This window comes from Variovorax sp. Soil_C_39, from assembly GCF_057656815.1.
Genome location: NZ_JBDGJQ010000004.1, coordinates 38,812 through 56,476 on the forward strand (window position 1 = coordinate 38,812; position 17,665 = coordinate 56,476).

The 17,665-nt window shown below is 67.2% G+C and carries 17 protein-coding genes; 4 read left to right on the plus strand and 13 right to left on the minus strand.

Features of this window, described 5'->3' with window-relative positions:
* Positions 1-31: 31 nt before the first annotated feature.
* Both AC3A6J_RS11645 and AC3A6J_RS11650 read right to left on the minus strand, forming a co-directional pair.
* Positions 32-1,282 carry a PDDEXK nuclease domain-containing protein gene (locus tag AC3A6J_RS11645; protein WP_487860098.1) on the minus strand — a complete coding sequence of 417 codons (1,251 nt, stop codon included), beginning with the start codon at positions 1,280-1,282 and terminating at the stop codon, positions 32-34.
* A gap of 59 nt (positions 1,283-1,341) precedes the next feature.
* On the minus strand, positions 1,342-2,076 hold the full coding sequence (locus AC3A6J_RS11650) for a GntR family transcriptional regulator (protein ID WP_487860099.1): 735 nt from the start codon (positions 2,074-2,076) through the stop codon (positions 1,342-1,344).
* Positions 2,077-2,309: 233 nt separating this feature from the next.
* Between AC3A6J_RS11650 and AC3A6J_RS11655 the strand changes: the two genes are divergently transcribed.
* The 3 genes from AC3A6J_RS11655 to AC3A6J_RS11665 are packed head-to-tail and all read left to right on the plus strand — an operon-like array spanning position 2,310 to position 5,423.
* Positions 2,310-3,632: an aromatic ring-hydroxylating dioxygenase subunit alpha gene (locus tag AC3A6J_RS11655; RefSeq protein WP_487860100.1), complete on the plus strand. Its 1,323-nt coding sequence runs from the start codon at positions 2,310-2,312 to the stop codon at positions 3,630-3,632.
* 17 nt (positions 3,633-3,649) lie between these two features.
* On the plus strand, positions 3,650-5,089 hold the full coding sequence (locus AC3A6J_RS11660; protein WP_487860101.1) for a glutamine synthetase family protein: 1,440 nt from the start codon (positions 3,650-3,652) through the stop codon (positions 5,087-5,089).
* A 10-nt stretch (positions 5,090-5,099) separates the two neighbouring features.
* Positions 5,100-5,423, plus strand: a complete 324-nt coding sequence (locus AC3A6J_RS11665) for a 2Fe-2S iron-sulfur cluster-binding protein (RefSeq protein WP_487860102.1) — start codon at positions 5,100-5,102, stop codon at positions 5,421-5,423.
* A 45-nt stretch (positions 5,424-5,468) separates the two neighbouring features.
* Here the strand turns inward: AC3A6J_RS11665 and AC3A6J_RS11670 are convergent, their stop codons facing one another.
* From AC3A6J_RS11670 to AC3A6J_RS11710, 9 genes are all read right to left on the minus strand, one after another.
* Positions 5,469-6,767 carry a TRAP transporter large permease gene (locus AC3A6J_RS11670; RefSeq protein WP_487860103.1) on the minus strand — a complete coding sequence of 433 codons (1,299 nt, stop codon included), beginning with the start codon at positions 6,765-6,767 and terminating at the stop codon, positions 5,469-5,471.
* A gap of 25 nt (positions 6,768-6,792) precedes the next feature.
* Positions 6,793-7,353 (minus strand): TRAP transporter small permease, encoded by a 561-nt coding sequence (locus AC3A6J_RS11675; protein ID WP_487860104.1) that lies wholly within the window; start codon positions 7,351-7,353, stop codon positions 6,793-6,795.
* A gap of 1 nt (position 7,354) precedes the next feature.
* A complete protein-coding gene (locus AC3A6J_RS11680) occupies positions 7,355-8,374 on the minus strand; it encodes a TRAP transporter substrate-binding protein (protein ID WP_487860105.1) in 1,020 nt (339 codons plus the stop codon).
* Between the two features lie 25 nt (positions 8,375-8,399).
* Positions 8,400-9,317 (minus strand): NAD(P)-dependent oxidoreductase, encoded by a 918-nt coding sequence (locus AC3A6J_RS11685; protein ID WP_487860106.1) that lies wholly within the window; start codon positions 9,315-9,317, stop codon positions 8,400-8,402.
* A complete protein-coding gene (locus AC3A6J_RS11690; RefSeq protein WP_487860107.1) occupies positions 9,317-10,309 on the minus strand; it encodes a transketolase family protein in 993 nt (330 codons plus the stop codon). Before AC3A6J_RS11690 ends, AC3A6J_RS11685 begins: the two co-directional genes overlap by 1 nt.
* Entirely contained in the window at positions 10,306-11,169 is an 864-nt protein-coding gene (locus AC3A6J_RS11695) for a transketolase (protein ID WP_487860108.1), read from the minus strand. Before AC3A6J_RS11695 ends, AC3A6J_RS11690 begins: the two co-directional genes overlap by 4 nt.
* 21 nt (positions 11,170-11,190) lie before the next feature.
* Entirely contained in the window at positions 11,191-12,201 is a 1,011-nt protein-coding gene (locus AC3A6J_RS11700) for a LacI family DNA-binding transcriptional regulator (protein ID WP_487860109.1), read from the minus strand.
* A gap of 215 nt (positions 12,202-12,416) precedes the next feature.
* Positions 12,417-13,376: a Bug family tripartite tricarboxylate transporter substrate binding protein gene (locus tag AC3A6J_RS11705; protein ID WP_487860110.1), complete on the minus strand. Its 960-nt coding sequence runs from the start codon at positions 13,374-13,376 to the stop codon at positions 12,417-12,419.
* 77 nt (positions 13,377-13,453) lie between these two features.
* The gene (locus tag AC3A6J_RS11710) at positions 13,454-14,371 is read right to left on the minus strand and encodes a dihydrodipicolinate synthase family protein (RefSeq protein ID WP_487860111.1); all 918 of its coding nucleotides are present in this window, start codon (positions 14,369-14,371) and stop codon (positions 13,454-13,456) included.
* A gap of 103 nt (positions 14,372-14,474) precedes the next feature.
* Between AC3A6J_RS11710 and AC3A6J_RS11715 the strand changes: the two genes are divergently transcribed.
* On the plus strand, positions 14,475-15,377 hold the full coding sequence (locus tag AC3A6J_RS11715) for a LysR substrate-binding domain-containing protein (RefSeq protein WP_487860112.1): 903 nt from the start codon (positions 14,475-14,477) through the stop codon (positions 15,375-15,377).
* Here AC3A6J_RS11715 and AC3A6J_RS11720 read toward each other — a convergent pair.
* Positions 15,374-16,510: an AAA family ATPase gene (locus AC3A6J_RS11720; RefSeq protein WP_487860113.1), complete on the minus strand. Its 1,137-nt coding sequence runs from the start codon at positions 16,508-16,510 to the stop codon at positions 15,374-15,376. The two genes, AC3A6J_RS11715 and AC3A6J_RS11720, sit on opposite strands and share 4 nt — an antisense overlap.
* Before the next feature lie 61 nt (positions 16,511-16,571).
* Positions 16,572-17,642, minus strand: a complete 1,071-nt coding sequence (locus tag AC3A6J_RS11725; RefSeq protein ID WP_487860114.1) for a bifunctional nicotinamide-nucleotide adenylyltransferase/Nudix hydroxylase — start codon at positions 17,640-17,642, stop codon at positions 16,572-16,574.
* Positions 17,643-17,665 lie beyond the last annotated feature (23 nt).

Sequence of the window (17,665 nt, forward strand, 5' to 3'; positions counted from 1 at the left end):
ACGCTGTCCGACGAGGTTGCGCGCCGCGTCTTCATTCACGTTCCCCTGCGTCGGCGTTGCGAGCGATCCGCTGCGCCTCCAGGTCGCGCCGTGTCTTGTCCAACTCCTCGGCCAGCATTTTTTCGTCAGGCAGCACGGTCTGGTACTCGGCAGCCAGCACCTTGTTGGGCAAGCCTTCCAGTGCATAACGGGCTTCAGCCGCGCCCTTCTCCGCGCACAGGATCAGACCCACTGGCGGGTTTTCGCCGGGCTTCATCCAATGTTCGCGGGCGTAGTTCAGATACAGGTGCATCTGGCCTGCGTCGGCATAGCCGAACTTGCCGACCTTGAGGTCGATGACAAGCAGGCACTTGAGGCGCCGATGGAAGAACAGCAGATCGATACGGAACCAGCTGTCGTCGATACGCAGGCGTCGCTGGCGGCCGACGAACGCGAAGTCGTCGCCCAGTTCCAGCAGAAAGTCGGCCAGGTGCTGAATCAGCGCTTCTTCGAGATCGGATTCGGAATACTCGTCCTTGAGGTTGAGGAATTCCAGGACGAACGGGTCCTTGATGGCCCGCTCCGGGGTGATGTCGTCATCGGGTCCGGGCTGCTTTCCCTTTGCCAGCATGGCCGCCTTGTCGCTGGACAACGCGATGCGCTCGTAGAACTGGCTGCCGATCTGGCGATTCAACTGAGCGATGCTCCAGCCGCAGCGCAAGGCTTCGGTCTCATAGAACGCACGAGCTTGCACGTTCTTGACCGACAACAGGCGCACATAGGCCGACCAAGGCAGCGGAAAGGCCCGGATCAGCGTCACCAAGTCTGGCAATTGTCCAGAGGTCGTCTGGAGATTTCGATCTGCGCCGGATTCTCCAGACGGTATCTGGAGAATCTGGACCGACAAAGAATCGGCGGAACGCTTCTGCTGACCACGATCCGCGGACCATGCGAGATGAAAGGCCCGCATCTGCCACAGGTTCTGCTTGCTGAAGCCGCGGCCAAAGCGCGCCGAAAGATCCGTCGAGAGGCGTTCGATCAGGGCTTCGCCGTACGTCGCCCTCTCACGCCCACCCTGCTCGAACGCGACGATGCGCTGGCCGACGGCCCAGTAGGCCGCCGTCATCACGGCATTGACGCTGCGCGCAGCAGTGTGTCTGGCAGCCTCTACCACCGCGACGATGTCGGCGTGGGCCGCCGCGTAATCCGAGGACGCGAAGGAGGCTGGCGTTGCGAATCGCTCCCCCTTCACCGTCTCGCGCTTCGGTGGACCGTGGGCGTTTGAATTCGTCGATCGGCGCATGCCTGCGACTTTAGCAAGGCGTTGCAGGGCGCAGCCACCGACGGCTTCGCGGATCGCAGTCAGTCCCGCCGCTTGCCCGCCACCAGCCGCAGCCCCGGCATCAGCTCGGCCGCGAGTTCGGGCCGCTCGAGCGCGTAGTCGAGGTTCATGCGCGCGATCTCCACGTGCTCCTCGCCGAGCGCCTGCGCGCGCGAGCCCTGGCCGCGTTCGATCGCCTGCACCAGCGCATGGTGGGTGCGGTGCGCGATCTTCATCCACTGGTGGCCCTCTTCCATCGACGACTGCATCGGCAGCATCGCGCTCGGCGACGCGAACGGCTGGCGGTCGAGCATCTCCATCACGCGCTGCAGCGCGCTGTTGGCGCAGCCTTCCATGATCAGCGTGTGGAAGCGGTCGTTCATCTGGACGTAGCCGGCGTAGTCGTCCAGCGTCATCACCGGCTTGTTCACCACCCGGTCGCCCTCGGCCAGACATTCGTGCAGTTCACGCAGCAGCTGGCGCGGCGCACCGTCTTCGGCCAGCAGGCGCGCCGCAAAGCCCTCGATGACGCCGCGCACGCGGATCGCGTCGGCGACCTCCTGCGAGGTGAAGCGGCGCATCTGGTAGCCGCCGGTGGGCGACGGCTCGATCAGCCCCTCGTGCTCCAGGCTGGTGAGCGCCAGCCTCACGGGGGTGCGCGAGGCGCCGAGCTTCTCGGCCAGCGGGATCTCGGCCAGCCGTTCGCCGGGCCCGAATTCGCCCTTGAGGATCAGGTCTCGAAGCTGGACCAGTACGCGATTTTGTTGGGAGTCCATCGGTTTCGGCGAAGCGGAGGAGGAGGAGAATTGGTCGCTGTATGCAACATCGAGGCGTAGCTGGCAATGATATCGATCGCGCTTGCCGAATGTGCGCTTTTTCTAAGTACTTACCCTTGATATTTGCAGCCAAGTGCGCGTTAGTTAGGCATCTCAGTTGACTTTCGGCGATTGCCATTCAGACAATGCATTCCATTGCATGCAACACATGTTCCAACCCCGATGGAGCTTCCATGATCAGCGCCGAACAGAACGATTTCATCACCCGGGTCGGCCCCGGCACCCCCGCAGGCAGGCTGCTGCGCCGCTACTGGCAGCCGGTGGCACTGTCCGCGGACCTGGCGGGCCCGCGTCCGGTGCGGCCGGTCCAACTCATGGGCCAGCATTTCGTGCTGTTCCGTGACGAGAACGGCCAGCTCGGCATGCTCGACCGCGACTGCCCGCACCGCGGCGCCGACCTGGCATTCGGCCGGCTCGAGAACGGCGGCATCCGCTGCGCCTTCCACGGCTGGCTGTTCGACCGCCAGGGCCAGTGCCTGGAAACACCGGCCGAACCCGCGGGCAGCAAGCTGTGCAGCCGCATCAAACAGTCGGCCTATCCGGTGGTCGAGCGCGCCGGCACGGTGTTCGCTTACATCGGCGAAGGCGAGCCGCCGGCGTTTCCCGAATTCGACTGCTTCGTGGCACCCGACTCGCACACCTTCGCGTTCATGGGCCTGTTCGAATGCAACTGGCTGCAGGCGCTCGAGGTGGGCATCGACCCCGCGCATGCGTCGTACCTGCACCGCTTCTTCGAGGACGCCGACACTTCCGACAGCTACGGCAAGCAGTTTCGCGGCGCCTCGGCCGACTCCGACATGCCGATCACCAAGGTGCTGCGCGAGTTCGAACGCCCCGAGATCGGCGTCGAGCCGACCGACTACGGCCTGCGCCTCACCGCGCTGCGGCAGCTGTCGGAAGAGGACACGCACGTGCGCGTGACCAACGTCGTCTTCCCGCAGGCCTTCGTGATCCCGATGAGCGCGGAGATGACGATTTCGCAATGGCATGTGCCGGTGGACGACACGCACTGCTACTGGTTCGCGATCTTCACGAGCTTCACAGGCCCGGTCGACAAGGAACAGATGCGCGCGCAGCGGCTCGAGCTCTACGAGCTGCCCGGCTACACCTCGCGCAAGAACAAGCGCAACAACTACGGCTACAGCGTCGACGAGCAGCTGAGCCAGACCTACACCGGCATGGGCGACGACATCAATGTGCACGACCAGTGGGCCGTGGAGTCGCAAGGCCCCATTCAAGACCGCACGCGCGAGCACCTGGGCAGCACCGACAAGGGCATCATCGCGTACCGCCGCATGCTGGTGAAGGCCATCGAAAGCACGCTGGCCGGCGAAGGCGCACCGATGCTCATCGACGCGACGCAGGCTTCGGCTTTCGCGGGTCCGCCCTCGATCGACGGCATCGGCAAGACCGGCGACACCGAGGGCTACTGGCAGAGCGCCGACCGCGAACGGCGCCTCCAGTCGGACTGGGCCTCTGCCCGGCTCGCGCGCTGACCGGACACGGTGCCGCGATGACATCGTTCACCCAACGCCACGGTCTCTTGACCGACGACCAGCAGCGCCAGGCGCGCGAATTGATCGGGCGCATCGACGCCGGCGAGATCGACGTGCTGCGCTTCGCCTGGCCCGACCAGCACGGCCTGCTGCGCGGCAAGACGCTGGTGGCAAGCGAAGCCCGCGACGCACTGTACGAGGGCGTCAACCTCACCTCCACGCTGCTGGCCAAGGACACCTCGCACAAGACGGTGTTCCCGGTGTTCACTGCCGGCGGCGGCTTCGAGATCGAAGGCTTGCAGGGCGGCGCCGACTTCACCATCGTGGCCGACCCGTCGACCTTCAAGATCCTGCCGTGGGCGCCGCGCACCGGCTGGGTGCTCTGCGATGCCTACATGACCGACGGGCGCCCATGCCCCTATGCCACGCGCCAGATCCTGCAGCGCGCGGTGCGCGAGCTCGATGCGCTCGGGCTCGACTTCATCGCCGGGCTCGAGGTGGAGTTCCACGTCTTCAGGCTCGACGATGCGCGCATGGCGCTCGGCGACTCGGGCCAGCCCGGCGAGCCGCCGAAGGTGTCGCTGCTCACGCACGGCCACCAGTACCTGACCGAGCTGCGCTACGACCGCGTCGATGCGGTGATGGAGCTGCTGCGCTCGCAGCTCATGGCGCTCGGGCTGCCGCTGCGCTCGCTCGAGATCGAGTTCGGCCCGAGCCAGTTCGAGCTCACCTTCGGCCCCACCGCCGGTGTGCTGCCAGCCGACACCATGGTGCTGCTGCGCAGCGCGATCAAGCAGATCTGCCAGCGCGCGGGCTACCACGCCACCTTCATGTGCCGCCCGAAGATTCCCAACGTGATGTCGAGCGGCTGGCACCTGCACCAGTCGCTGCGGCGCCAGAGCGACGGCGTGAATGCGTTCATGCCCGAGGCCGAGGGCCAGGACTTGAGCGAGATCGGCCTGCACTACCTCGGCGGCCTGAAGGCGCATGCCTGCGGCGCGGCCGCGCTCGCGAGCCCGACCATCAACGGCTACCGCCGCTACCGCCCGTTCTCGCTCGCGCCCGACCGCGCGATCTGGGCCCGCGACAACCGCGGCGCGATGCTGCGCGTGCTCGGCGGCGTGGGCCAGAAGGCCACGCGCATCGAGAACCGCGTGGGCGAGCCGACCGCCAACCCGTACCTGTACCTCGCCTCGCAGCTGTTCGCGGGGCTGGACGGCATGCAGCGCAAGACCGACCCCGGCCCTTCGGCCGATGCGCCCTACGACACCCCGGCCGAGCCATTGCCGCGCTCGCTGACCGAAGCGCTCGCCTGCCTGCGCGCCGACGAGATGTTCGGCGAACGGATGGGCCGCGGCTTCGTCGACTACCTCTGCCGCATCAAGGAAGCCGAGATCGCGCGTTTCAACCTGGAAGTCAGCGAGTGGGAACACCGCGAGTACTTCGACATGTTCTGAGCAGCCACCCATGCCCACAATCCACTACATCCTCAAGGACGGCAGCACGCGCGAGGTCGACGCAAAGCCGGGCTCCAGCGTCATGGAGAACGCGATTCGCGGCAACGTGCGCGGCATCGATGCCGAGTGCGGCGGCTCGTGCGCCTGCGCGACCTGCCATGTCTATGTCGACGAGGCCTTCGCGGCGCGGCTGCCGCCGCCCGACGACATGGAAAGCGAAATGCTTGAGGTCGTGGCGGCCGAGCGGCGGGCGACGAGCCGTCTCAGCTGCCAGCTCACGGTGACGGCCGAACTCGACGGCCTGACCGTGCGCGTTCCGCAGACGCAAAGCTGAACCGGCGTCCGGCGCCCGGCGCCCGGCGCCGAACCCATGGAACACTCAGTCGACCATTCCCAGCATGCGCGGCAGCCCCGTCGCGATGACCGGAAAGTAGGTGATCAGCAGCAGCACCACCATGAGGGCGCCGAGGTAAGGCAGCACCGAGAGGCTCAGGCGCTCCACCGGCACGCCAGACAGGCGCGAAGACACGAAGAGGTTGACCCCGAGCGGCGGCGTGAGCAGCGCCATCTCGTTGGTGACGACCAGGATGATGCCGAAGTGGATCGGGTCGATGCCCACGAGCATGAGCATGGGCATCAGAACCGGCACCAGGATGATGATGGTCGACAGCGTCTCCATGAACATGCCCAGCAGGATCAACACGCCGATGATCATCAGGAGGATGTGCTGCGGATCGCGCGAAATCGCCATCACCGACTCGGCCAGGCGCTGCGGCACTTCCTCGTAGGTCATGATCTTGCCGAACAGCGTCGACGAGCCGACGATGATCAGCACCGCGCCGCAGAGCATGGTGCCTTCCAGCAGCGCCTTGTACACATGCGCCCAGCGCAGCGCGCGATTGATGACCACCGCCACGAAGAGCGCATAGGCGATCGCCAGCACCGAGGCCTCGACCGTGGTGCACAGGCCCGAATAGATCGAGCCCAGAATGATGAATGGCGTCATCAGCGAGAAAAAGCCCTTGCGGCAGGCGCCCAGAAAGCCGCTCCAGCTGAAGGGCGGCGTGTCGGGGTCGCCGCGGAAGCCATGGCGCCTGGCCAGCGTCCACGCGGTGAACGACATGGCAAAGGCCACCATGAAGCCGGGAATGAAGCCCGCGGCGAACATCGACGTGACCGACACGTTGGCCAGGATCGCGTAGATGATCATCGGATTGCTCGGCGGGATCAGGATGCCGATGGTGCCGCCCGAAGACGACACGGCACCCGCATATTCGCGGCTGTAGCCCTGCCGGATCATCGAAGGAATCAGCAAGGCGCCGACCGCCGCCACCGTGCCCGGCCCCGAGCCGGAGATGGCCGCGAAGAAGGTGCAGGCCAGGATCGTCGTGATGCCGAGCCCGCCGTACATGCGGCCCACGAGGCGCTGGGCCACGTTCACGATCTCGCGCGTGATGTTGCCGTGCTCCATGATGACGCCGGCGATGATGAAGCACGGAATCGCGAGCAGCGGAAAGATGTTGAGGCCGTCGAAGATCGAGTTGTGCAGGATCGACAGCGGCATGCCGCTGCCGAAGACCAGGCCCACCGCCGATGCGATCGTCAGGCTCATGAAGATCGGCATGCCGAGCAGGAACAGGATGCCCAGCGCCAGCAGCACCAACAGGGAAGTCGTCATGAATGGCTTTCTGCGGGAAAAAGGCTCACTCGGCCACTGGGGCGTGATCCGCACGCACCAGCGCGAGCAGGTCGCCACGGCGCCAGCGGCGCACGTAGTCTTCGACGATGCGCCAGCTCATGGCGACGAAGCTGAGCGGGATGATCAGTTCGACCCAGGCCCGTGCGAAGCCGAGCGTGGGCGAAATCTCTGGAAACTCGAGCGCGTCGCGCACCACCTGCCACGACCACCAGGCGAATGCGAGGTTGCACACGACCCAGATCGCATCGCACAGCATGCGAAAGCCCAGCCGCATGCGCGGCGGCATCAGCAGGAACTGCGCGGAGATGCGCACGTGCGCCGCCCGCTTGGCCAGCATGGGTGCCGCCGCGAAGGTCGCCCATACGAAGGTGTAGCGGCTCATCTCCTCGCTCCACGCCAGGCCGTCGCCCGTGATCCAGCGCGTGCCGACCTGCAGCATCAGGCACGCCACCATGGCCGCCAGGCAGGCCACGCTCACCAGTTCCTCGAAGTGCTCGTAGCACCAGCGCAGCGGTCCCGGCGTGGGCTCCGGGCCCCTGGCGAGGTCAGGTGTCGCGGGCGTCACGTTACTTCGAACCCATGATCGCGATGGCCTCGTCGAGCACCGCCTTGCCGCCGACCTTGTCGTGGAACTTCGGCCACACCGACCGTGCCTTCTCCTGCCAGACGCCGCCGTCGCTGAGCGTGTTGACGACCATGCCGCGCTCGATGCACTGCCTCTTGGCCTGCTCTTCCTGCTCCTGCGAATACTTCCAGGCGGCCTTGGCGGCGTCATGCGAGGCCTTGCGCACCAGCGCCTGCGTCGGCGCATCGAGCTTCTTGAACCAGGGCTCGCTGAACAGCATGGGTCCGACCCACAGCATGTAGGGCAGCTCGGTCACGTACTTCTGCACCTCCCAGAACTTGTTGTCGCGGTTGACCGTGTAGGGGTTCTCCTGGCCGTCGACCACGCCCTGCTGCAAGGCGTTGAAGGTTTCGGACCATGCAAGCGGATGCGGCTCCACGCCCCAGCTGCGGAACGCGGCCAATTGCACCTCCACCGGGGGCACGCGGATCTTCAAGCCCTGCAGGTCTTCCATCTTGGTGATCGGGCGCTTCGAGTTGGTGATGTGCCGATAGCCCCCCGCCAACCAGGCCAGCGGCCGCGTCCCGCTCTGCGTGGCGATGGTGTCGTTGATCTTGCTGTTGAAGGCTTCGTTGCCGAACAGCTTGTGCGCGGCATCGACGCTCGGGAACATGTACGGCAGGTAGTAGATGTTGGCCTGCGGCGCGAACGGCGTCAGGTTGCCAACCGCCAGCACGGCCAGCTGGATTTCCTGGCTGCGCAGCTGGCGCACGTTGGCCTGCTCGTCGCCCATGGCACCGCCGTAGAAGGTCTGCACCTTGACCTTGCCGCCCGACTCCTTCTCGACGATCTCCTTGAAACGGTCGATCGCGAAGGTGTGCACGCCGCCGGCGGGGCTGGACGTGGCGGCGCGGATCGTCATGCTCTTGTAGTCGGCGGCGAATGCGCTCGAGGCGAGCGTCGCGCCCGCCACCAGTGCGGCCATCGGCGCGCAGATCCAGTTCTTCTTCAAAGCTCTCATTCCTGTCTCCTGAGTCGTGGGCCGGTCAGCGTGTGCCGGCGGGTTGGGAAGGGTCGAAGGGCGGGGTGCCGGCGAGGTCCTCGAGCAGCAGCAGCATGGCCGTGCAATCCTGTTCGGCGCGGCCCCAGCGCTCGGCCATGGCGAAGTTCTGCCGGGCCGCGGCGCCCAAATACAGCGGCGCGCCCAGTTGCGCGCCCAGTTTGAGCGCGAGCCCCACGTCTTTCAGGCCCAGGCGCAGGGGAAAGTCGGGTGCGATGTCGCCGCGAAGCACCTTGCGCGGAAAGTTGGTCGTCAACTGCCCCTTGCCGGCCGGCGTGGCACCGAACACGCGCAAGGCCACCTCGCGCGAAATGCCCGCGAGGGCGGCAAAGCACAGGCCCTCCGCCGCGACCACCATGTTCACCATCGACAGGTAGTTGTTGATCAGCTTCAGTCGAATGGCCGTGCCGAGCGGGCCCACGTGCAGGATGTCCTCGGGCTTGGCGAAGCAGTCCAGGAGCGGGCGCGCTGCCGCGAAGTCGTCAGGGTTGCCGCCAGCCATCACCAGCAGCTCGCCGCTTGCCGCCTCGCGCACGCCGCGCGCCACCGGCACGTCCATCACGCGCACGCCAGCGGGCGCGAGGCGCTCGGCGCAGACGCCGATCCAGTCGGCGTCGGACGTGCTCATCTCCAGCAGCAACGCGCGCCCACTCATCGTCGACGCGGCGCCCTGGGGGCCGAACAGCGCCGATTCGACGATGCGCTCGTCGGGCAGCATCGTGACCACGGCGGCCGCGCCATCGGCCGCGGCCGCGGCGCTGTCGCAAGGCGTGCCGCCACCCTGCGCCAGGCGCTCGCGCGCCGCAGCCGAGGTGTCGAAGCCGCGCACGTCGTGACCGCCTGCCGCGAGCCGCGCAGCCATCGGCGCGCCCATGGCGCCCAGTCCGAGGAAGGCGATGCGCATCAGCCGCGCTCCGAACGCAGCCGGCGCACCGCGGCCGCAATGGCGGCGGCATCCATGCCGTACTTCTGCAGCAGGAACGCCAACGTGCCGCCTTCGGCGAAGGTGTCCTGCAGGCCGATGCGTGCGAGCCGTGCCGGAACCCCGGCCTCCGCCAGGCACTCGGCCACGGCGCTGCCGACGCCGCCGATCACCGAGTGGTTCTCCGCCGTGACCACGATGCCGCTGCGCCGCGCTTCGGCGAGCACCAGCGCGGTGTCCAGCGGCTTGATCGACGCGAGGTTGGCCACAGCCACCTGCAAGCCGTCGGCCGCCAGCAGGTCGGCGGCGGCCAGCGCATGCTCGACCATGAGTCCCGCGGCGAAGATGACGCCATCGTCGCCCTCGCGCAGCAACGTGCCCTTGCCGAATTCGAAGCGCGCGTCGCGAAGCTCGGGCCGATTGGCCCAGGCGGCGCGGCGCATGCGCAGGTACACCGGGCCCGGGCGGGCGCAGGCCGCCTCGACGATGGCCTTCATCTGCTCCGGGCCGGCCGGCTCGGCAATGGCCATGTTCGGCAACGCACGCATCAGCGCCACGTCGTCGATGGCCTGGTGCGACACGCCCAGCAGCGTGGTCAGCCCCGGCAGGAAGCCGACCATCTTCACGTCGGTGCGCGGGTAGGCCACCTGCATCGCGATCTGGTCGTAGGAGCGCCGCGTGGCGAACACGCTGAAGGTGTGGGTGAACGCGATGTGGCCGCTCCGCGCCATGCCCGCGGCCATGCCCATCATGTTGGCCTCGGCGATGCCGGTGTGCACGAAGCGCTCGGGATAGGCATCGCGAAAGCGGTCGGTCTCGGTCGAGGCCGTGAGATCGGCGCAGAGCGCGACGATGCGCGGATCGCGCGCGGCAACCTCGAGCAAGGCATCGCCGTAGGCGCGCGGCATCTCCTCGGCCGCCGCGCCGCGCGAGATGAAATCGCCCACCTTCAGTTCATTGGCTGCAGCGCTCATGCCGATACCTCCGCGGGGGCGTGTGCCCGGAGTTCGTCCAGGGCCTGCTCGGCCATTGCCCTGGGAAGTCGCATGTTGTGGCCGAAGATGCCTTCGAGGCACGGCGCGCCCTTGCCCACCAGCGTGCGCGCGACGATCACCGTGGGACGCTCGACCGTCTGGCGCGCACGCGCCAATGCCTCGACGATGGCGGGCATGTCATGGCCATCGATCTCCAGCGCGGCCCAGCCGAAGGCGCGGAACTTGTCCGCCACCGGCTGCATGCGCATGACCTGGTCGATGTGCCCTTCGACCTGCATCTCGTTCCAGTCGATGAGCATGCAGAGATTGCCCAGGCCGTAGTGGCCGGCGGCCATGGCCGCTTCCCACACCTGCCCCTCCTGCAGCTCGCCGTCGCCGAGCATCACGTAGGCGCGCGCGCCCGTGCCCTGCCGCTTGGCGGCAAGCGCCATGCCCACGGCGACCGACAGCGCCTGTCCCAGCGAGCCGCAGGTGGCCTCGACGACGGGGCCGAGGCGCTCGGACATATTGATCTCGTACGGCGAGCCGTCATGGCAATAGCTGTCGAGCAGCTCGCGACCGATCAGCCCGGCGTGCGCAAGCGCCGCGCCGAAGACGGCCGAGTTGTGCGCGGTCGACAGCAGGAAGCGGTCGCGCGCGGGCCAGCGCGGATCGCCCACGCGCAAGCGAAGCTCGTTGCCATACAGCGCCGCGAACAGGTCGGCCGCACCCAACCCTTGCTGCACGTAGCCTTGGCCGGTGGCAGCGACCATGCGCACCACATCGCAACGCAACGCATGGGCCATACTTTGCAGGGCGGGAATCGAGGGCGGGGTTCGCTCGCCGGAAGAATCGCTCACGGGATGTCCTTTCTGGTCTGGTCAGGGATGCGCGGCACGTTCGGGCACGGGCCCGGTGGTGCGGCGCAGGATGAGTTCGAGCTCGAGCCGCGTGCTCGCGGGCATCGGCAAGCCGGCGTTGGCTGCCAGCAGCATGTCGGCCGCGCGCCGGCCCATCTGCGCCGCCGGCGAGCGCATGGTGGTGAGCGGCGGCTGGAAGTGCGCCGCCATCTCCAGGTCGTCGAAGCCGGTGATCGACACGTCCTGCGGAATGCGGACTTGCCGCGCATGGCATTCGAGGATGGCGCCGAAGGCCTGCACGTCGTTGCCGCAGAGCACCGCGGTCGGGCGTTCCGGCAGATCGAGCAGGCGGCGCATCGCGGCGCGGCTCGACGGAATGTCGTAGGCGCATTCGAGCGTCAGCGCCGGGTCGGGCTCGATGCCGCGCGCGCGCATGGCAGCGTGATAGCCGACCACGCGGGCGAGCGCCCGGTCGTTGTCGCGCGTCACACCGCCAATCACGGCCAGGCGCCGATGCCCCAGGTCCAGCAGATGGTCCGCCAGGCGGCGCGCTTCGGTCTCGTTGTCCCAGCCGATACTGGGAACGTTCCCATCAAAGGCCGACGTGATCACGTAGGGAATGCGACGGCTGTCGAGCAGCTGGTAGGCGGCCGGATCGCGCGAGGTGCCCACCAGCATGACGCCGCCGATGCTGAGCTGCGCGAGCGTGCGCAGCTGGTCCAGCTCTTCCTTGATGCTGTAGCCGTTCGCGGCCACGAGCACATGGCGCCCCTGCTCGGCCATCACCGCCTGGAAGCCGTGCATCAGTGCGGCGAAGATGGCGTTGTCGAGTGTGGGGACCACGGCCGCGAACGCGAAGGAGCGCTGAGTGACCAGCGAGCGCGCGTGGCTGTCGGGGATGTAGTTCAGCGTCTGGATGGCCGCCTGGATCTTCTGCAGGGTTTCGGCCGCGACCTCCCGGGGCGCATTCAGCGCGCGCGACACGGTCGACTTGGACAGCCCGGTTTCACGGGCGATGTCCAGGATGGTCACCTGGCGATTTGCTGCGGTGCGGGCTTTGGGCATGAGGTATTGAATGAGAGACCGGGAACGTTCCCGTAACTTTCGGGCACTTTGGCGGCAGCGTCACTCGGGGTTGTCCCTTAGGCCGCTGTTTGCGCCACCGCACGCTGCTCAGCCGTTGCTTCGTCAAAGACCGAGTCGCGGCCCGACGGCCGCGGGCGCTTCGTGATCCCGAGCGTGCAGCCCTACTCGGCGGCGATACCCGCCGCCTTGATGATCTGGCCCCAGCGATTCAGCTCCAAAAGCTGGAACCGCGCCAGTTCCTCGGGCGTGGACAGTGCGGCCTCCATGCCGGCCTGCTCGACCAGCTTCTGCACCACGGGGGTGCCGAGCGCGCGGTGCATGAGCGCATTCAGCCGCTGCACGACCGGCGCCGGCGTGCCTGCGGGCGCGTAGAGCGCATTCCAGTAGCCGAACTCGTAGCCCGGCAGCGATTCCGCGATGGCCGGCGTGCCCTGCACCAGCGCAAGCCGCTGGGGGCTGCTCACGCCGAGCGCGCGCAACTTGCCGGCCTTGACCTGGGGCAAGGTGGTGGCCAGGTCGGCAATCATCAGGTCGGTCGTGCCGGACACGAGATCGAGCACCGCGGGCGGATTGGCCTTGTACGGTACGTAGTTGAACTTGGTCCCGGTCATCTGCTGGAACAGTTCGGTCGCCACCTGGGCCGACGAGCTGCCCGAGCCGTAGTTGAGCTTGCCGGGTGACGCCTTCGCGAGCGCGATCAGCTCCGCCACGTTGTTGGCCTTCACCTGGGGGTTCACCACCAGGAGCTGGTAGCCCTTGGTCAGCAGCGAGACGGGCGCGAAGTCCTTGATGGGATCGTAGGAGAGCTTCTTCTGCAGATGCGGATTGGCCGACTGCGTCGTGTTCGTGGTCATGAACAGCGTGTAGCCGTCGGGCTGGGCCCGCGCCACGAACTGCGCCGCAATGCCGCCGAAGGCACCGGCCCGGTTGTCGACCACCACGGCCTGGCCGGTCGCCTTGGTCAGCTCCTGCCCGATGGCGCGCGCGAGCCCGTCGGTGGCGCTGCCGGCGCTGGAGCCCACGACGATGGTGACGGGCCGCGCAGGAAACTCCTGTGCGGCGGCGGTGCCGCAGAGCGGAACGAGAAGGCTCAGTGCGAGCAGCGATCGGCGATGGTTCATGGGTTTTGTCCTTGATAGTTATGGAGCGATCGCGCCTTCGAACCAGAAGGCGCAAGAGAAAAGAGAGACGAGAAAAATCAGCGCAGCAGCCTCCAGCCCGCCATGAGCGCATGCAGCTGCGTGTGCTGCGTGTCCGTCAGCGGCCAGGCCGAGGGCGCTCGGGTGGCGCCGCAGTCGTTGCCCATCATCTGGAGCGCGGTCTTGACGACGGTGACGTTGGTGCCGTTGTTTTCCTGGGCGCGCAGTTCCTCGAACGGCAGCATCTCGCCGATCAAGCGCATGGCCAGCGCGTGGTCGGCCGCCTCGAGCGCGTTGTAGATGGCCACCGAGCGTTCGGGCAGCACGTTGATGAGGCCCGAGGTGAAGCCGCGCGCGCCAACGGCGTAGAACGGGGGCGCCCACACCTCGGCCAGGCCGCCGACCCAGGCCAGCCCGCGATCAGCGGTGCGGCGGATCGCCTCGGCCAGCACGAGCGGCGTGGGCGAGGCCCACTTGACGCCGACCACCTGGGGGATGCGGCACAACGCCTCGACGGCGGCCAGGCCGATGTTGTCGTTGCGCAGGTACAGCACAAGCGGCAGACCGTCGGACGCCTCCGCGATCTTCTGCACATAGGCCACCACACCGCGCGGCGCCACGAACGGATCGGGCGGCTGGTGCACCATCAGGGCATCGGCACCGGCGCGGCGCGACACGGCCGCCAGTTCGCAGGCCTCGTGGATGCTGCGGCCCACGCCGGCCAAGAGCGGCACGCGTCCGGCCACGCATTCGGCGGCCGCATGCACCATCTGCTGCGCTTCGTGCGCCTGCAGGCCGTAGAACTCGCTGGTGTTGCCGTTGGCGACCAGCACATGCACGCCGGCTGCGACCGCGCGGTCGACCAGGGGCTTGAGCGGCGCCACGCACACTGCGTCGTTCGCGTCAAACGGCGTGACCAGGATGCCCGAGATGCCATCGAGCGCCGCGCGCAGCGCAGGGCCTTGAAAAGAACTCATCTTGCTTTCTGTGTGAAGGGGCGAACCCGGAGCGGCTACTCTAGGAGGCACCGGCAACAGCGTCCAATCCATTCACGGGATGCCGCCATTCAAGAATTGAATCGTGTTCCAGCTCACCCAACTTCGATGCTTCGTGGCCGTGGCCACCGAACTGCACTTCGGCCGCGCCGCCACGTCACTGAGCATGACCCAGCCGCCACTCACGCGACAGATCCAGCTGCTGGAGCATGAGGTCGGCGTGCGCCTGCTCGAGCGTTCGGGCGGCAGCGTACGGCTGACGCCGGCCGGTGCCGTCTTCCTGCGCGAGGCGGAGGACATCCTGCGGCGCAGCCAGGCGGCCACGCTGGCCGCGCGCCGCGCCGTGCGTGCCGACGCCGGCAGCGTGACGGTCGGCTTCATTCCGGCCGCGAGCTTCACGTTGCTGCCGCAGCTGCTGGCGGCCGTGCGCGCGCAGCTGCCCGACGTGCAGGTGGTGCTGCGCGAAATGCAGACGGTCGAGCAGATCGAGGCCATCGGCACCGACCGCATCGAGCTGGGCATCGTGCGGCCGTTCGCGCCGCGCAGCTTCACCGAATCGGCCGCCGTGTTCCGCGAACCCTTCGTGCTCGCGCTGCCCGCAGAACATCCGCTGGCGCAAGACGAGACGATTCCGCTCGCGGCCCTCGAAGGGCAGCCCTTCATCGAATTCTGCCCCTCCGAGTCGCGCTATCTCTACGAGCTGGTCGCCGGGCGGCTGCGCGCCGAAGGGGTTGCTCCGGAAACGGTGCAGACCTTGAGCCACACCCACTCGATCCTCTCGCTGGTGGATGCGGGCGTCGGCATGGCGCTGCTGCCGCGTTCCGCCACCAGGCTGCGCTATGCAGGCGTGGTCTTCAGGCCGCTGCAGGATGCCCCGGGCCTGGACGTGGAGGTGCACCTGGCATGGCGCCGCGGGGGCCGCCACGGCGTTGCCGCCACCTTGCGCCTGCTGATCCAGCAGGCCTTTCCGGCACCGGAAAGGCGTTAGCGAGGGCTGACGGGCGCCAACGTCCTGACCCAGCGCTCGAACGCTGCGCTTTCGAACGTGTGCACACCGCCTGGCGACTTCGAAATGATGGCTTTGGACTTCAAATTGTTGAGCGAGTACTGCACGTCGTACGGCGCGAGCGAAGGGACGCCGAGCGCCTTGGCGAGTTTCGCAAGCGCTGCCTTCCCGAATGGTTTGGCATGTGGGTCGTCGGCGAAGAGCAAAAGAAGCTGGCGCTGCATCGCGTCGAGCGACGACCAGGTTCCTTCGTGGTTTTCTTCTTTGTCCTGTTCTGCCTTTTCAGTTGCGACGGCACGATCCAGGGTGAGCGATGGGTCCATGAGCATGGCCACAACCACCGAGAGGAATGGCTCGGGTTGCTGGTGGAATTCCTGGAAGGCCGCCCACCCTGCGGCGACGTCCAGGGTTCGTCCGCTAGCGGCCTCTAGCTTCTTTGCGACGAATTCGACCAGTTCCCTGCCGAGCAACGGGAACTCTTGAACGGCAGCGCCCACGGAGAAAAGCGGCGCGGTGCTGTTGGAGAAGACGTTGGCGAGCTGCGTGCGCGATGAGCCGGTGAACACCACGCGCAGCTTGTCACTGTTTTTGGTGATGGCGGTTCGCAGCGCCATTGCCATCAGCTCGTTCTCCTTGTTCCGGGCAAGTTCCTGCGCTTCATCGACAAGGAGCAGAAGCTTCTTCTTGGAAATAAGCTTGACAACAAGCTCTTCGATTCGAAGGGCGAGTTCGGTGGCTTCCTTCTTTGTATCGCCCAGCTCGAATTCGATGGCGCCATTCAACTCGCCCGCGCTGCCGGATGCCTTGACCTTCCTGACCGGCTCGTGCAGCCTGTGAAGCGCCTTTTGTGCCAACGTCCTCGGCGTGAGCGCTTCCTCGAGGCCCCGGACAATTGCAATGCCGGGGTTCAACCTCGTCTGCCAGAGGTCCACGTACGCGACTGCGAAGCCAGCAGCGTCGGCTGCTGGCGTCAGGTCTTTGCGCAGAAACACCGTCTTCCCGGTGCGCCGGGGCGCGAAAATGGTCGTGCTCACAACCGGCCCGGCTTGCAACAGAGCCAGATAGCGTTTCGCGAGCGCCGGCCGGGGACAGTGCCAGATCTGGTTCAATTCCATACGAAAAATTATAAGCGACACTCATAATTAGTAAAGTGCTGTTTAATTTTTCAGAATGAATTCAGGGCGACTGCTCTCCCGCCGTCAGCCCCAGGAACGAATCGAGGATGTGGAAATGGTCGTCGTGCAGCTGGCCCTCCATCGCCGCCAGTTCGCCGATGGGCACCCACCGCGTGGCCGCGGCGTCGTCGCCGGCCTGCACCGCCGGCAACGGGCGCTGGCCGAGGTCGAACCAGTGCGCATGGGTGATGACGCGGCCGCGCTGGCTGCGGTCGGGATGGTCGAACACTTTCACGGCCTTGAACGCTGCATCGACCTCGCTGTCGGGCAGCCGCAGGTCGGTTTCCTCGGCCAGTTCGCGCAGGGCCGATTGCCAGACCGTCTCGCGCGGCTCGAGGAAGCCGCCCGGCAGCGCGAACAGGCCCTTGCCCGGTGCGCGGCCGCGCTGGACCAGCAGCACCTGCCCGTCGCACTGGATCACGGTGTCGACCGTCACGAAAACCGGCGGATACGGCGAGCCGTCCCACAGGGCGTTCTCGTGCCGCAGGCAGGCCCATTCCTCCGCGATCCTGGCGTAGTCGGGCTGGCTGGCCCAGGCGCGCAGGAACGCCAGCGTGCTCGCGGGCACCTTGTGGGCGATGGCCGCAAGTGCCGGCTCGATCGAGGCGTCGGCGGCTGCTTCGAAATATGTGTCGCGCAGGGCGCTGGCGCTGATGTCGCCCTGGCGCCCGGCTTCATCGTGCGCCCACTCGGGGAAGTCACGAAGGTAGCTGCTGGTCTCGTCCTTCAGGTGCCCCACCAGCAACACCGACGACACGCCGGGGTGCAGCCGCGCCACGCCCTGCTTCACGGCCTGCGCCCAGCGGGCCTGGTCGTAGTGGTCGCGCACCGGCAGGAAGGCGATCCGCTCGCGGTCGGCCTCGGGCAGTGCGGCGCGGATCATTTCCGCGCGCTCTTCCCAGCTGAATGGGTTGCGCGGCGAGCGCGCCTGGAAGGCCGAGCCGAGCACCACCACGCACGCGGGGGCGGCGGCGAGCGCGCGGCGCAGCAACGCGAGCTGGGCGTTGTGGAAGACCTGGAAGCGGCCGATGTAGACGGCCACATCGACGGCCTTGCTGTTGCTGCTGGACATGTTCGTCATCCTGTGTGTTCTCG